Below are 15,047 nucleotides of genomic sequence, written 5' to 3'. Positions count from 1 at the left end.
GGATAAGGTGCTTGCGCCGCCATCCGGCAAGGGTTTTAACCCATGGCTTACGGTTGTTTCAGCCAAAACCCTTCGCAACAGGTTAACCATGCCCGGGCGCTGTGAGACAGATACACGCCCTCGCGCCAAATCATGCCCAACTGCCAGCGGAGATCGCTTTCCAGCGGTAGCCAGCGCAGCGTGGCCTTATCCAGACGCTGACAAATCGGCTCCGGCAAAATGGCGATACCGACGCCCGCTTGCACCATGGCGGCGAGAAAATCCCATTGCCCGCTGCGCACGGCAATCCGTGGTTTTACGTCATGCTGGCTAAATAAGGTCATCAACTGGCGGCTCAGGGCAAAGTCTTCGTTATAGATAAGAAGAGGATGCTCCGCCAGAGCTTCAGGCGCGATGGAGTCGCAGGTTGTCCACTGACCGGAACGGGGAACCAGTACGCACAGCGGATGACTGAACAGCGATAACGTCGTCAGCCCGCTCGCTTCTTCCACCGGGAGCGCGGTCATCGCAACATCCAGCTCGCCATTCATTACCGCCTGCTGTACCGTCAGGCCGCCAAACTCCGAAATTTTGAGTTCAACGCCAGGGTAGCGTTGTCGAAACAAACTGATTGGCCCGGCCATCAACATGCCGACCATCGGGGGGATACCCAGCCGCAGCACGCCCTTATTGAGATGGTTAATATCGCTCAACTCGGCCTCTAACTGGCGAAACTCAGCGAGGATCGCCAGACCGCGTTCAAACACCACGCGTCCGGTATCGGTCAGCAATAACTTACGTCCGTCGCGGATCAGTAGCGTACAGTTAAGCTCATCTTCAAGATTTTTCAGCATCTTGCTAATGGTGGGCTGGGTGACAAATAACTTCTCCGCTGCGCGGGTGAAACTTTGCTGGCGCACCACCTCGACAAAATAACGCAGCGTTCTGATATCCATGATTATTCCTTCCGACTATGCCTGCAATGATTTTAATTCATTTCTGCCCGTGGCGGAGGTTCTCTATACTGGCGCTCCGTATTATTTTTCAGGACATTCCCTCATGGCTGTGGCGATAAGCCGCGTTACGCCTGCCGTTGTGCAACGACTCCAGGTACCGGTTCAGGTACTGCTCTATGCAGGTTTATTCATTTTTTCCCAATATCTTGTCTCCTGGCTGCACCTGCCGTTGCCCGCGAATCTGGTCGGCATGGTGCTTATGTTGGCGCTGATCGTTTGCCGGATTATTCCGCTTAGCTGGGTACGCGCAGGCGCACGCTGGCTGCTGGCGGAGATGCTGTTATTCTTTGTTCCCGCCGTCGTGGCGGTAGTGAACTATGCCCATCTGTTACTGGTGGACGGCTGGCGCATTTTCTCGGTGATAGCGATCAGTACCTTAATGGTACTCGGCGCGACGGCGTGGGTGGTGGATAAAGTGTATCGCTATGAGATGAGCAGGCTAAACCGTGAATAACGTTCAGTTAAGCGTACTGTGTCTGGTGATTACACTGGGGATTTACTTCGCCAATAAGCGTCTGTATCGCCGTTTTCGCAAATTGCCGTTGATGCCATTAGTGTTGACGCCGGCACTGCTGGTGTTAATGCTGGTGTTCGGTCATATCTCCTGGCAAAACTACATTGGTGAATCGCACTGGCTATTGTGGCTGCTCGGCCCGGCGACTATTGCCTTTGCGGTGCCGGTGTACGATAACCTCGCTATTATCAAACGTCACTGGATGTCGCTCACCGCGGGCGTAGTGACGGCGACGGTGGTGGCGGTCACCAGTTCCGTTTGGCTGGCGCGTCTGTTCACGTTATCGGATGAGATTCAGCGTAGTCTGGCGGTACGTTCCGTTACCACGCCATTTGCGCTGGCGGCGGCAGAACCCCTGGGCGGGCAGCCGGATCTGGTGGCGCTGTTCGTGGTCGTCACTGGCGTGTTTGGCATGGCGGTCGGCGACGCGCTATTTTTGCGTCTCTCTATCCGGGAAGGCATGGCAAAAGGGGCAGGATTCGGCGCGGCGTCACATGGGGCAGGCACGGCGCGTTCCTATGAACTTGGTCAGCAGGAGGGCGTCGTCGCCAGTCTGGTCATGATGCTGTCCGGCGTGGTGATGGTACTGGCTGCCCCGCTGGTGGCGAGGGTGATGTTCTGATTTTCCTCCGACCCACGGGGCCGGAGGAAACGGTAAGATTAATGCGCACGCCCTTGTTGTACGCCGAATCCCGTTTGGGAGCGGATAAACTGAGCGCGGAACTGCTCACGTTCACGGTTGCCTTCTGCCGAGTTATCGGTGGCCGAGAAGAACCAGATCCCCAGGAACGCCACGCTGATAGAGAACAGCGCCGGATACTCATACGGGAAGATCGCTTTTTCGTGACCGAGGATCTGCACCCAAATGGTAGGGCCAAGAATCATCAGCACCACCGCTGTCAGTAAACCTAACCAGCCGCCCAGCATAGCGCCGCGCGTGGTCAGTTTTGACCAGTACATGGAAAGCAGAATGATGGGGAAGTTGCAGCTCGCGGCGATAGCAAACGCCAGGCCCACCATAAAGGCGATGTTCTGATTTTCAAACAGGACGCCGAGGATAATGGCGATCACGCCCAGCACCAGGACGGTGATTTTCGACACCTTCAGCTCTTCACGTTCGGTTGCGCCTTTGCGGAACACGTTAGCGTACAAATCATGCGACACCGCCGATGCGCCCGCCAGCGTCAGACCGGCGACCACCGCCAGAATGGTGGCAAACGCCACTGCCGAAATAAAGCCGAGGAACAGGTTACCGCCTACCGCGTTGGCCAGATGCACCGCCGCCATGTTATTGCCGCCAATCAGCGCGCCCGCCGCATCTTTATAGGCGGGATTCGCCCCCACCAGCATGATAGCGCCGAAGCCGATAATAAAGGTCAGAATGTAGAAATAGCCCATAAAACCGGTGGCGTAGAACACGCTCTTGCGCGCTTCGCGGGCATCGCTGACCGTAAAGAAACGCATCAGAATATGCGGCAAGCCGGCGGTGCCGAACATCAGTCCCAGACCCAACGACAACGCCGAAATCGGATCTTGCACCAACCCTCCTGGGCTCATAATCGCTGTGCCTTTCGGGTGTACCGCCATCGCTTCGGTAAACAGATTATTGAAGCTAAAGCCGACGTGTTTCATCACCATAAAGGCCATAAAACTGGCGCCAAACAGCAACAGGACGGCTTTGATAATTTGCACCCACGTTGTCGCCAGCATCCCGCCGAACAGCACGTACATCATCATCAGCACGCCGACCAGCACTACGGCGATGTGATAGTTGAGGCCGAACAGCAGTTCAATCAGTTTACCGGCGCCGACCATTTGGGCGATGAGATAAAGCGCCACCACTACCAGGGAGCCACAGGCCGAAAGAATACGGATTGGCCCCTGTTTCAGGCGATAAGAGGCAACGTCAGCAAAAGTATAACGTCCCAGATTACGCAGGCGCTCGGCAATCAAAAACAGGATGATTGGCCAGCCGACAAGAAAGCCCAGCGAATAGATCAGCCCGTCATAACCGGAGGTAAACACCAGCGCGGAAATGCCGAGAAATGACGCGGCGGACATATAGTCGCCGGCAATCGCCAGCCCGTTCTGGAATCCGGTGATATTGCCGCCAGCCGTGTAGTAGTCGCTACGGGAACGTACGCGTTTAGAGGCCCAGTAGGTAATACCGAGCGTAAACACGACGAAAATCAAAAACATGATAATCGCCTGCCAGTTGGTGGGCTGGCGTTCAACCGCGCCGCTAATGGCATCCGCCGCATGAGCGGCGAAGGGGAGTGCGGCGGCGAGCGCCGTCAGAACTCTCTTCATAATGCTTTCACCTCATGCAGTACGGCGTTATTAAGACGATCGAATTCGCCGTTCGCCCGCCAGATATAAATTCCGGTCAACACAAAAGAAATCACAATCACCCCGACGCCAATGGGAATTCCTCGGGTGACGCTGGTTCCCGCATGTAGAGGCGTGCCCAGCCAGCCAGGCGCGAAGGCGATCAGTAAAATAAAGCTGATATAAACCGCCAGCATGATAACCGACAGAATGGTGGCAAACCGTTGCCGTTTTTCAACTAATTCCCTGAAACGCGCACTGTCTTCTATCCGCTGATAAATTTGGTCATTCATCACAGAGCTCTCCAGAGGTCCCCCTGCGTCTTTCGCGCTACAGGCGCGCTGGCCGCACTCGCGCGCCCCAGCCACATAGTGAACTATGCTGCTGAGGGTGTGCTCGCTTGCCGCCTTCCTGTAACACGAAATCCTTTGGGGGAGGGTTTTTTATATTTCCCTCTCCCGGTTTGAGAGAGGGCAGGGGTAGGGTCGTAGGCCGGATAAAACGCGTTCGCGTTGCCATCCGGCATTTATGGTTATGACGGCATCGCGATGGCCTGCTTCTCTTCGAGCAGTTTCTCCACCACGCCAGGATCGGCGAGAGTCGAGGTATCGCCCAGATTGCTGGTATCGCCCGCCGCGATTTTGCGCAAAATGCGGCGCATAATTTTGCCGGAACGGGTTTTTGGCAGTGAGTCGGTCCAGTGCAGAACGTCCGGCGTCGCCAGTGGGCCAATCTCTTTACGTACCCAGTTGCGCACCTCCGCGTACAGTTCTGGCGACGGCTCCTCGCCGTGGTTGAGCGTCACATAAGCGTAAATCGCCTGGCCTTTGATAGCGTGTGGAATACCCACCACCGCCGCTTCGGCGATCTTCGGATGCGCCACCAGCGCTGACTCGATTTCCGCCGTACCCAGACGGTGGCCGGAGACGTTTAACACGTCATCCACGCGACCGGTGATCCAGTAATAGCCGTCTTCATCGCGACGCGCGCCGTCGCCGCTGAAATACATATTCTTAAAGGTAGAGAAATAGGTCTGCTCAAAACGTTCATGATCGCCGAACAGAGTGCGCGCCTGGCCCGGCCAGGAATCGGTGATGACCAGATTGCCTTCCGTCGCGCCTTCTTGCGGATGGCCTTCGTTATCCACCAGCGCAGGCTGTACGCCAAAGAAAGGACGGGTGGCGGAACCGGCTTTCAGTTCGATAGCGCCCGGTAGCGGCGTGATCATAAAACCGCCTGTTTCAGTCTGCCACCAGGTGTCGACGACCGGACATTTTTCCTTGCCGATCTTCTTCCAGTACCATTCCCACGCTTCGGGATTGATCGGCTCGCCGACGGAACCCAGAATGCGTAGTGAAGAACGGTCGGTGCCTTCAATGGCTTTATCGCCTTCCGCCATCAGCGCGCGGATGGCCGTCGGGGCGGTATAGAGAATGTTGACCTGGTGTTTGTCGACCACCTGGCACATGCGAGCGGGCGTTGGCCAATTCGGCACGCCTTCAAACATTAAGGTGGTCGCGCCGCAGGCCAGCGGGCCATACAACAGATAGCTGTGCCCCGTCACCCAACCCACATCGGCGGTACACCAGTAAATATCGCCAGGGTGATAATCAAAGACATACTTAAAGGTGGTCGCGGCGTAGACCAGATAACCGCCGGTGGTGTGCAGCACGCCTTTCGGCTTGCCGGTGGAGCCGGAGGTATAAAGGATAAACAGCGGATCTTCGGCATTCATCGCTTCAGGCTGGTGCTCAGGGCTGGCTTTTTCAATCAAATCGCGCCACCACAGGTCGCGGCCTTCTTGCCAGTCAATGTCGCTGCCGGTGCGCTTCAGGACGATCACATGCTCAACGCTAGTGACATTCGGGTTTTTCAGCGCGTCATCGACATTCTTTTTCAGCGGGATACTGCGTCCGGCACGTACACCTTCGTCAGCGGTGATCACCAGCCGCGAACTGGAGTCGATAATGCGTCCGGCGACGGCTTCCGGCGAGAAGCCCCCGAAGATCACCGAATGCACCGCACCGATGCGGGCGCAGGCCAACATTGCCACCGCCGCTTCCGGCACCATCGGCATATAAATCGCTACCACATCGCCTTTTTTAATGCCCAGATCCAGCAGCGTATTCGCGAAACGGCAGACATCGCGATGCAGTTCGCGATAAGAGATATGTTTACTCTGCGACGCGTCATCGCCTTCCCAGATAATGGCGGTGCGATCGCCATTTTCCTGCAAATGGCGGTCAAGACAGTTCGCCGCCAGATTCAGCGTGCCGTCCTCGTACCATTTAATCGACACATTGCCTGGCGCAAAGGAGGTGTTTTTCACTTTTTGGTACGGCGTGATCCAATCGAGAATTTTTCCCTGTTCGCCCCAAAACGTATCGGGGTCGTTAATAGACTGTTTATATTTAGTCTCATACTGCTCTGGATTTATCAGGCAACGATCCGCAATGTTGGCGGGAATGGCGTGTTTATGTGTTTGGCTCATGCTGTTGTTCTCCTTGTAGGATGTTAATAATATGTCGCATAAACGTTAAATGTAGGGTCTTAATAAGTTTTGTTTAGTATTTGGGCGACAGATCACGCAAAAAGGGAACTGTGCAAATAAGCAGCAATCTATTTTTTGATTGTGTCCCGCAAAATTAGATAAATTTTCGGGATAACATGACGTTATATGAAATTTTTTAAAAAAGTGATCCGTGTCCGGAAATCAGAAAAGAGAGGGAGTTTTGTCCAGGTTACTAACTCTAAAGTGGTATTTTACATACACTTACAATTGATTAAAGACAACATTTTAAGTGTGGTTATTTGTTACACATAGAGGAGATCAATGTAATAACAGTATTTGTGCGGTTGCTGTTATGGAAAACGATAAAAAATCGCCATTAAAGATAATGGCGCAATCTGGATGAGACCTCTATGGCAAGGAAAACACTACGCGCACGCCGTTTCTTCAGCCTTATATTTCCTTTTTTCTTCATTACCTCTGTTTACGCTGAGCAAACGCCTGAATCCGCAAAAACCGTTACTGTTGAAGCGAAAAATGAAACGTTCGCGCCTCAACACCCCGACCAATATCAGTCATGGAAAGCGACGTCAGAACAGTCTGCCCGTGAAGATGCGCTGGCGGAAGACCCTCGTCTGGTGATCCTGTGGGCGGGCTATCCCTTCTCCCGTGATTACAACAAACCACGCGGCCACGCGTATGCGGTAACCGACGTGCGCGAAACGCTGCGTACCGGCGCGCCAAAAACGGCGGAAGACGGCCCGCTGCCGATGGCCTGCTGGAGCTGTAAAAGCCCCGATGTCGCGCGCCTTATCCAACAAGAAGGCGAAGACGGCTACTTCCATGGCAAATGGGCGCGCGGCGGCCCGGAAATTGTCAACGATTTGGGCTGTGCCGACTGTCATAACACCGCGTCGGACGATTTCGCCCAGGGGAAGCCAGCGTTAACGTTGTCGCGCCCCTATGCCGAACGGGCGATGGAGGCTATCGGCAAACCGTTTGATAAAGCGGGACGATTTGATCAGCAATCGATGGTCTGCGGTCAGTGCCACGTGGAGTACTACTTTGACGGTAAAAACAAAGCCGTTAAGTTCCCGTGGGATGAGGGCATGAAGGTCGAAAATATGGAGCAATACTACGACACTATCGCCTTCTCTGACTGGACTAACTCTCTGTCGAAAACCCCGATGCTCAAAGCGCAGCACCCGGAATATGAAACCTGGAGCGCGGGCATTCACGGTAGGAACAACGTGACCTGTATCGACTGCCACATGCCGAAAGTACAGAACGCCGAAGGCAAGCTCTACACCGACCATAAAATCGGCAACCCGTTCGACAATTTCGCGCAAACCTGCGCCAACTGCCACACCCAGGACAAAGCGTCCCTGCAAAAAGTGGTCGCCGAGCGTAAACAGGCGATTCATGACCTGAAAATCAAGGTTGAAGATCAGCTGGTACATGCGCACTTCGAAGCGAAAGCCGCATGGGATGCGGGGGCGACAGACGCGGAAATGAAACCGATTCTGAACGATATTCGCCACGCGCAGTGGCGTTGGGATCTGGCGATTGCGTCACACGGTATTCATATGCATGCCCCGGAAGAAGGTCTACGGATGTTAGGTAGCGCGATGGATAAAGCCGCGGATGCCCGTACTAAACTGGCGCGACTGCTGGCGACCAAAGGTATTACCCATGAAATTCCGCTGCCGGATATTTCAACGAAAGAGAAGGCGCAGAAAGCGATTGGTTTGAATATGCAACAAATCAACGCGGAGAAGCAGGACTTCCTGAAAACGGTCGTACCGCAGTGGGAAGATCAGGCGCGTAAAAACGGTCTGTTAAGCCAATAACCCCATTCCGCCCCATAAGGGGCGGATAACTCAACGGAGTGAATATGAGCGTATTACGTTCGTTATTAACTGCTGGGGTGCTGGCGTCAGGCCTGTTCTGGAGCCTGAGTGGAATCACTGCCACGCCAACGCCGCAGGAGTCGGATCAACGCTGGACGGTCACCCAGCAGCGTAATCCGGATGCTGCCTGTCTGGACTGTCACAAGCCGGACACCGAAGGTATGCACGGTAAACATACGGGCGCTATCAACCCGAACAATAAATTGCCGATAACCTGTACCAACTGCCACGGTCAACCGTCGCTTCACCACCGTGAAGGGGTGAAAGATGTGATGCGTTTTAACGACCCGATGTATACGGTAGAGCAGCAGAACAGCGTCTGTATGTCCTGCCACTTGCCTGAACAACTGCAAAAAGCGTTCTGGCCGCACGATGTTCATGTTACTAAAGTGACCTGCGCCAGTTGCCATTCCCTGCATCCGCAGCAAGACACGATGCAGACGCTAAGCGAGAAAGGGCGGATCAAAATATGCGTGGATTGCCACAGCGATCAGCGTACTAACCCGCACTTTAATCCGGCGTCCGTTCCGTTGCTTAAGGAGCAGCCATGAGTTGCACCCGACGTCAATTTATTACCCGCGTCGGCGCGCTGGCGGCGGTCAGTGGGATGGCAGGACGCGTTGTAGCGAACACGTTGAATATTAATGGCGTGCGTTATGGCATGGTACACGATGAGTCATTATGCATCGGCTGCACGGCCTGCATGGATGCCTGTCGGGAAGTCAACAACGTGCCGGACAGCGTATCGCGCCTGACGATTATTCGCAGCGAGCCGCAGGGGACGTTTCCTGATGTGAAATATCGCTTCTTCCGCCACTCGTGCCAGCATTGCGACCATGCCCCCTGCGTTGACGTCTGCCCGACCGGCGCATCATTCCGCGATGCCGCCAGCGGTATTGTCGACGTGAACCCGGACCTTTGCGTCGGCTGCCAGTACTGCATTGCCGCGTGTCCCTACCGCGTGCGCTTTATCCATCCGGTCAGTAAGACGGCGGATAAATGCGATTTCTGCCGGAAAACCAACCTGAAAGCGGGCAAACAGCCCGCCTGCGTTGAGTCATGCCCGACGAAGGCGCTGACGTTTGGTAATCTGGACGATCCCAACAGCGATATTTCCCGTTTGTTGCGGCAGAAAACCACCTATCGTTACAAGCTGGCGCTGGGCACAAAACCGAAGGTCTACCGCGTTCCCTTTAACTATGGGGAGGTGAGCCAATGACATCCGCTTCTCCATTTCATTTTGCATCACTGGTGTGGGACTGGCCCATCGCCATCTATCTGTTTCTGATTGGCATCTCCGCCGGACTGGTTACGTTGGCGATTCTGCTGCGTCGCTTCCATCCGGAGGCGGGCGGTTCGGACAGCACGCTGCTGCGCACTACGCTGGTGTTAGGGCCGGGGGCGATTATCTTCGGTCTGCTGATTCTGGTCTTCCACCTGACGCGCCCGTGGACCTTCTGGAAGCTGATGTTCCACTACAGCTTTACCTCGGTGATGTCGATGGGGGTGATGCTGTTCCAGTTGTACATGGTAGTGCTGGTGCTGTGGCTGGCGAAAATCTTTGAAAAAGAGGTGATTGCCCTGCAACAGCGTTGGCTGCCGCGGTTAGGGATCGTGCAAAAAGTGTTGGCGCTAATAACGCCGTTTCATCGCGCGCTGGAGACGTTAATGCTGGTACTGGCGGTTCTGCTCGGAGCGTACACCGGCTTTCTGCTGTCGGCGCTGAAATCCTATCCGTTCCTGAATAACCCGATCCTGCCGGCGCTGTTTCTGTTCTCCGGGATTTCCTCCGGCGCGGCGGTGGCGCTGATCGCCATGGCGTTACGCCATCGTAGCAACCCGCACAGCACTGAAGCGCGCTTTGTGCATCGCATGGAGGTTCCGGTGGTATGGCTGGAAATTTTCCTGCTGGCGGCGTTCTTCGTCGGTCTGGCGCTGGGCGATGACGGCAAAATGCGCGCGCTGGCGGCGGCGCTGGGCGGCGGATTCTGGAGCTGGTGGTTCTGGCTTGGCGTCGTAGGGCTGGGATTGATTATCCCGATGCTGCTGAAACCCTGGGCAAACCGTAGCGTCACGTTTCACGGCGTGCTGGCCGTTTGCGGCGCCAGTTTGACCGGCGTGCTGCTGCTGCGCTTTTTCATTCTTTATGCGGGACAGCTAACGGTTGCATAATCTGGACATCTTCCTTCCTGAAGCCGGATTTCTGGCGCTGTTGTTGAGTCTCGGGGTCAACGTGTTGACCCCGCTGGCGACGTGGTGCGGGATGGGGCTGCACTGGCGCGGCGTCATGCGCCTGACGACCTGCGGCGCGTGGACGGCGTTCACGCTGCTGCTACTGGCGTTTGCGATTCTGGTTAGCTGTTTTCTGACCAGCGATTTTTCGGTCGTTTATGTTGCGCAGCATAGCCATAGTCAGTTGTCATGGGGACTGAAACTGGCGGCGGTATGGGGCGGTCATGAAGGCTCGCTCCTGCTGTGGGCGCTGCTTCTTTCGGGGTGGACGGCGCTATTCGCCTGGCGCTCCCGGCATGAATCTGACGCGCTTTTTCCGCTGACCCTGAGCATCTTGTCCCTCATTATGGCTTCGCTGCTGCTATTTATTGTGCTGTGGTCCGATCCGTTCCTGCGTATTTTCCCTCCCGCCATGGAAGGGCGCGACCTTAATCCCATGCTGCAACATCTGGGGCTGATCTTACATCCGCCGCTGCTCTATCTGGGTTATGGCGGCCTGATGACCGCGGCGAGCGTAGCGCTGGCCTCGCTACTGTGCGGCGGCTTTAACGCGGCAACCGCCTGGGTGTGCTGGCGCTGGGCGTTACCCGGCTGGTGCGCTCTGACGCTGGGGATTATTCTCGGATCGTGGTGGGCGTATTGCGAACTGGGCTGGGGCGGCTGGTGGTTCTGGGACCCGGTGGAAAATGCCTCGTTGTTGCCGTGGCTTGCCGCCAGCGCGTTGCTGCACAGTCTGTATGTCAGCCGCCAGCGCGGGAGCTTCCGTCACTGGTCGTTGCTGCTGGCGATACTGACGCTGATCCTCTCGTTGCTGGGAACGCTGATTGTGCGTTCCGGCATTCTTGTTTCGGTACATGCTTTTGCGTTAGATAACGTGCGCGCGGTGCCGCTGTTTACCCTTTTTGCCGCGTTAAGTCTGGCATCGCTTGCTCTGTACGGCTGGCGGGCGCGGGAGCCGTATCCGGCGACGCGTTTGGGCGGCGGAAAGTGCGAAACGCTCATTCTGACGACGCTGCTGCTCTTTAGCGCCGTCTTGTTGATCGTGCTGGTCGGGACGCTCTACCCCATGATTTATGGTTTGATGGGCTGGGGAAGGCTTTCGGTGGGCGCGCCCTATTTTAATCGCGTCACGCTGCCGTTTGGCCTGCTGATGCTGGTGGTTATCGTACTGGCGACAATCAGAAGCCGCAAAGTCTCTGTGCATCGTCAGCTTCCGGCATTGCTGGCGCATACGGGCGTATTTATCTTCGCCGCCGGGATCATGGTTTCCAGCGGCAGTCGGCATGAAATCAGTCTTAACCTCAGCCCGGGGCAGCAGGTGGTACTGGCGGGCTATACCTTTTGTTTCGAGCGTCTGGATCTGGAAGCCAAAGGCAACTACACCAGTGAAAAAGCGCTGATCACGTTGTGGCGGAATGAAAAACGCATTGGCAGCCTGCAGCCTGAAAGGCGCTTTTATGTCGCGCGGCGCCAACAGATGATGGAGCCGGGGATTCACTGGAACCTGCTACATGACTGGTACGCGGTGATGGGCGAAAAAACCGGACCGGATCGTTACGCCATGCGCTTATACGTGCAGACCGGCGTGCGCTGGATCTGGGGTGGGGGATTGTTGATGGTGTGTGGCGCGCTGCTGAGCGGATGGCGGGGGAGGAAGCATCCTGAGTTATTGCCTGATGGCGCTGCGCTTATCAGGCCTACGAGTGAAAAGGATGGTAGGCCGGATAAGGCGTTTACGCCGCCATCCGGCAAGACGATGTTACTTGTGGCTTTTCTGATTTTTCTGCCTTTTAGCACCCACGCCCAGGTGGTGGATACCTGGCGCTTTGACAATCCGCAACAGCAGGAAAAAGCGCTATCTATTGCCAGTCAACTGCGCTGTCCGCAGTGTCAGAACCAGAATTTGCTGGAATCCAATGCGCCCGTGGCGGTCAGTATGCGCCATCAGGTTTACAGCATGGTGGCCGAAGGTAAAAGCGAAGCGGAAATCACCGCCTGGATGACCGACCGTTATGGTGATTTCGTACGCTACAACCCGCCGTTGAATGAGCAAACGCTGCTGTTGTGGGCGCTGCCGTACCTGCTGTTATTGCTGGTGGGCGTGGTGGCCTGGCGGGTGAGAAAGCGTCAGCACGCAGGAGAGGGGGAACAATGAGCCAGTCTGAACACTCCACTGTGCCGTTACGTCCCATGCCCGTAAAGCGTCTGGCGGCTGCGGCGGTGTTGATGGTGGCTGCCTGTGTCGGCGGCTATCTGTTGACGCCGAAATGGCAGGCTGTGCGTAGCGAGCAACAGCGTCTGGCCGATCCGCTACGTGACTTTATGAACCCGCAAACGCCAGAGGCGCAGCTTTCCAGGCTGCAAGAAAAAATCCGCGCCAATCCGCAGGATAGCGAGCAATGGGCGCGGCTGGGCGAGTATTATCTCTATCGCAATGCGTATGACAATGCGCTGCTGGCATATCGTCAGGCGTTGCGTCTGCGAGGCGATAACGCGCAGCTTTTCGCCGCGCTGGCAACGGTGCTGTATTACCAGGCCGGACAACATATGACGCCTGCGACGCGTGAAATGATTAATAAAGCGTTAGCGCTGGATGCGACAGAAGTGACCGCGCAGATGCTGCTGGCGGCGGATGCGTTTATGCAGGCGGATTATGCGCAAGCCGTGTCGCTGTGGCAAACCTTACTGGATGCCAACTCGCCGCGAGTGAACCGCGCGCAGCTGGTAGAGGCCATTAATTTGGCTAAATTGTTACAAAATCGGCAGAAATAATTTTTTCTTTTTTGTGACTTTTGTCATGTGTGCTGTTTAAAAAAACGGCGAATGAGACACAAGTAAAAATTAATTACCTCAGTGTATTATTCGTTTTTGACGAAGTAAAAAACTTTCCATAACAAATAGTTATTCATCATTAACGCCATAAACTCGCGTTATTATGCATAAAAACAGCCAAAAGCCCTGTTATGAAAGGGTTGCGCAAGACGCTATGCAAATGATACTGATTATGCGCGTTAAAAAACTCTACAAACCAACGCAACACAAATCATACCCTTTCAGTATGTATTGCTCTCATGCTTTCGGCGGAGAGCAACGCTTCATCGAGGAAGTCTGTTGTTATGAAAAATTTGAAAGTCAGCCTGGCCTGGCAAATTTTGCTGGCTATGGTGCTGGGCATTCTGTTGGGCAGCTATCTGCATTATCACAGTGACAGTCGTGAATGGCTGATTGCCAACCTGCTGTCGCCTGCTGGCGATATCTTTATCCATCTGATTAAAATGATCGTCGTGCCGATCGTGATCTCGACTCTGATTGTCGGCATCGCCGGCGTTGGCGATGCAAAACAGCTAGGCCGTATCGGCGCCAAAACCATTCTCTATTTTGAACTGATCACTACGGTGGCGATTATCCTCGGCATTACGCTGGCGAATGTCTTTCAGCCAGGCTCAGGCATTGATATGTCGCAACTGGCGACCGTCGATATTTCGAAATACCAGAACACCACGGCGGAAGTACAAAGTCATGCGCATGGGCTGATGGGGACGATACTGTCGCTGGTGCCGACCAATATCATCGCATCGATGGCCAAAGGGGATATGCTGCCAATTATCTTTTTCTCGGTCCTGTTTGGGCTGGGGTTGTCGTCCCTGCCGGCAACGCACCGCGAACCGCTGGTGACGGTATTTCGTTCCATCTCTGAAACCATGTTTAAAGTCACCCATATGGTGATGCGCTATGCGCCAGTGGGCGTTTTTGCGCTGATCGCCGTCACGGTAGCGAATTTTGGTTTCGCGTCGCTGTGGCCGCTGGCGAAACTGGTGCTGCTGGTACACTTTGCCATTATCTTCTTTGCGCTTGTAGTGCTGGGCATCGTGGCGCGCCTGTGCGGGTTAAGTATCTGGATTCTGATTCGCATTCTGAAAGATGAATTGATTCTGGCGTACTCGACCGCCAGCTCCGAGAGCGTACTGCCGCGCATTATCGAGAAGATGGAAGCTTACGGCGCACCAGCCTCTATCACCAGTTTCGTGGTACCGACCGGTTACTCATTTAACCTCGACGGCTCCACGTTATACCAGAGCATCGCCGCCATTTTTATCGCGCAGCTATACGGTATCGACCTGTCGTTGTGGCAGGAAATTGTACTGGTGCTGACGCTGATGGTGACGTCGAAAGGGATTGCCGGCGTGCCTGGCGTTTCCTTCGTGGTGTTACTGGCGACGCTGGGCAGCGTGGGCATTCCGCTGGAAGGGCTGGCGTTTATCGCCGGTGTCGACCGTATCCTCGACATGGCGCGTACTGCGCTAAATGTGGTGGGGAATGCGCTGGCGGTGCTGGTGATCGCCAAGTGGGAACACAAGTTTGACCGCAAAAAAGCGCTGGCCTACGAGCGCGACGTGCTGGGCAAATTTGATAAGACCGCCCAATAACGGATTGCCGGATGGCGACGCGAGCGTCTTATCCGGCCTTGTATCCTGAACAGATAGCTGATTAGCTGTCAGCTATCTGAAACGGGAGAAGCTTGTATCCGGCCTGAAGACTCTGAGCTTCCGATGTAGCTT

At 55.2% G+C, this 15,047-nt stretch carries 13 protein-coding genes; 9 read left to right on the top strand and 4 right to left on the bottom strand.

All coding sequences use genetic code 11. From position 1 onward, the window contains the following. Nucleotides 1–47 precede the first annotated feature (47 nt). Complete coding sequence (locus tag ACH0WD_RS18500) at nucleotides 48–935, bottom strand: LysR family transcriptional regulator (protein WP_000354962.1); 888 nt, start codon at nucleotides 933–935, stop codon at nucleotides 48–50. A gap of 103 nt (nucleotides 936–1,038) precedes the next feature. Here ACH0WD_RS18500 and ACH0WD_RS18495 point away from each other — a divergent pair, with 103 nt between their 5' ends. Next, complete coding sequence (locus tag ACH0WD_RS18495; protein ID WP_000257347.1) at nucleotides 1,039–1,449, top strand: CidA/LrgA family protein; 411 nt, start codon at nucleotides 1,039–1,041, stop codon at nucleotides 1,447–1,449. Continuing rightward, entirely contained in the window at nucleotides 1,442–2,131 is a 690-nt protein-coding gene (locus ACH0WD_RS18490; protein WP_001067096.1) for an LrgB family protein, read from the top strand. The genes ACH0WD_RS18495 and ACH0WD_RS18490 overlap by 8 nt, the downstream gene beginning before the upstream one ends. Before the next feature lie 38 nt (nucleotides 2,132–2,169). Here the strand turns inward: ACH0WD_RS18490 and actP are convergent, their stop codons facing one another. From actP to acs, 3 genes are all read right to left on the bottom strand, one after another. Next, on the bottom strand, nucleotides 2,170–3,819 hold the full coding sequence (gene actP, locus ACH0WD_RS18485) for a cation/acetate symporter ActP (protein ID WP_000832536.1): 1,650 nt from the start codon (nucleotides 3,817–3,819) through the stop codon (nucleotides 2,170–2,172). Beyond that, the gene (locus tag ACH0WD_RS18480; RefSeq protein WP_000999620.1) at nucleotides 3,816–4,130 is read right to left on the bottom strand and encodes a DUF485 domain-containing protein; all 315 of its coding nucleotides are present in this window, start codon (nucleotides 4,128–4,130) and stop codon (nucleotides 3,816–3,818) included. The genes actP and ACH0WD_RS18480 overlap by 4 nt, the downstream gene beginning before the upstream one ends. A gap of 239 nt (nucleotides 4,131–4,369) precedes the next feature. Next, entirely contained in the window at nucleotides 4,370–6,328 is a 1,959-nt protein-coding gene (gene acs / locus ACH0WD_RS18475; RefSeq protein WP_000083877.1) for an acetate--CoA ligase, read from the bottom strand. Nucleotides 6,329–6,759: 431 nt separating this feature from the next. On the opposite strand from acs, the gene nrfA reads away from it, so the two are divergent. The 7 genes from nrfA to gltP all read left to right on the top strand — a co-directional run bounded on the left by nrfA (nucleotide 6,760) and on the right by gltP (nucleotide 14,915). Then, nucleotides 6,760–8,196, top strand: a complete 1,437-nt coding sequence (gene nrfA / locus ACH0WD_RS18470; RefSeq protein WP_000101777.1) for an ammonia-forming nitrite reductase cytochrome c552 subunit — start codon at nucleotides 6,760–6,762, stop codon at nucleotides 8,194–8,196. Between the two features lie 44 nt (nucleotides 8,197–8,240). Then, complete coding sequence (gene nrfB / locus ACH0WD_RS18465; RefSeq protein WP_000115065.1) at nucleotides 8,241–8,807, top strand: cytochrome c nitrite reductase pentaheme subunit; 567 nt, start codon at nucleotides 8,241–8,243, stop codon at nucleotides 8,805–8,807. Next, nucleotides 8,804–9,475 carry a cytochrome c nitrite reductase Fe-S protein gene (gene nrfC / locus ACH0WD_RS18460; protein WP_001278020.1) on the top strand — a complete coding sequence of 224 codons (672 nt, stop codon included), beginning with the start codon at nucleotides 8,804–8,806 and terminating at the stop codon, nucleotides 9,473–9,475. The genes nrfB and nrfC overlap by 4 nt, the downstream gene beginning before the upstream one ends. Beyond that, the gene (gene nrfD / locus ACH0WD_RS18455) at nucleotides 9,472–10,428 is read left to right on the top strand and encodes a cytochrome c nitrite reductase subunit NrfD (protein ID WP_000199680.1); all 957 of its coding nucleotides are present in this window, start codon (nucleotides 9,472–9,474) and stop codon (nucleotides 10,426–10,428) included. The genes nrfC and nrfD overlap by 4 nt, the downstream gene beginning before the upstream one ends. After that, the gene (gene nrfEF, locus ACH0WD_RS18450; protein ID WP_000551694.1) at nucleotides 10,421–12,643 is read left to right on the top strand and encodes a heme lyase NrfEFG subunit NrfEF; all 2,223 of its coding nucleotides are present in this window, start codon (nucleotides 10,421–10,423) and stop codon (nucleotides 12,641–12,643) included. Before nrfD ends, nrfEF begins: the two co-directional genes overlap by 8 nt. Beyond that, nucleotides 12,640–13,260, top strand: coding sequence for a heme lyase NrfEFG subunit NrfG (gene nrfG / locus ACH0WD_RS18445; protein ID WP_000083241.1), 621 nt, complete (start codon nucleotides 12,640–12,642; stop codon nucleotides 13,258–13,260). Before nrfEF ends, nrfG begins: the two co-directional genes overlap by 4 nt. 344 nt (nucleotides 13,261–13,604) lie before the next feature. Beyond that, a complete protein-coding gene (gene gltP / locus ACH0WD_RS18440; RefSeq protein ID WP_000793278.1) occupies nucleotides 13,605–14,915 on the top strand; it encodes a glutamate/aspartate:proton symporter GltP in 1,311 nt (436 codons plus the stop codon). Nucleotides 14,916–15,047 lie beyond the last annotated feature (132 nt).

This window comes from Salmonella sp. 2020_1395, from assembly GCF_043848115.1.
Lineage (GTDB): Bacteria > Pseudomonadota > Gammaproteobacteria > Enterobacterales > Enterobacteriaceae > Salmonella > Salmonella enterica.
The sequence above is the reverse complement of the archived record's forward strand: the minus strand, read 5'-3'. Positions and strand labels throughout refer to the sequence as shown.

Coding starts and splice junctions, on each gene's coding strand:
- ACH0WD_RS18500 (WP_000354962.1), bottom strand. CDS start 935: ATGGATATCAGAACGCTGCGTTATTTTGTCGAGGTGGTGCGCCAGCAA.
- ACH0WD_RS18495 (WP_000257347.1), top strand. CDS start 1,039: ATGGCTGTGGCGATAAGCCGCGTTACGCCTGCCGTTGTGCAACGACTC.
- actP (WP_000832536.1), bottom strand. CDS start 3,819: ATGAAGAGAGTTCTGACGGCGCTCGCCGCCGCACTCCCCTTCGCCGCT.
- ACH0WD_RS18480 (WP_000999620.1), bottom strand. CDS start 4,130: ATGAATGACCAAATTTATCAGCGGATAGAAGACAGTGCGCGTTTCAGG.
- acs (WP_000083877.1), bottom strand. CDS start 6,328: ATGAGCCAAACACATAAACACGCCATTCCCGCCAACATTGCGGATCGT.
- nrfA (WP_000101777.1), top strand. CDS start 6,760: ATGGCAAGGAAAACACTACGCGCACGCCGTTTCTTCAGCCTTATATTT.
- nrfB (WP_000115065.1), top strand. CDS start 8,241: ATGAGCGTATTACGTTCGTTATTAACTGCTGGGGTGCTGGCGTCAGGC.
- nrfC (WP_001278020.1), top strand. CDS start 8,804: ATGAGTTGCACCCGACGTCAATTTATTACCCGCGTCGGCGCGCTGGCG.
- nrfD (WP_000199680.1), top strand. CDS start 9,472: ATGACATCCGCTTCTCCATTTCATTTTGCATCACTGGTGTGGGACTGG.
- nrfG (WP_000083241.1), top strand. CDS start 12,640: ATGAGCCAGTCTGAACACTCCACTGTGCCGTTACGTCCCATGCCCGTA.
- gltP (WP_000793278.1), top strand. CDS start 13,605: ATGAAAAATTTGAAAGTCAGCCTGGCCTGGCAAATTTTGCTGGCTATG.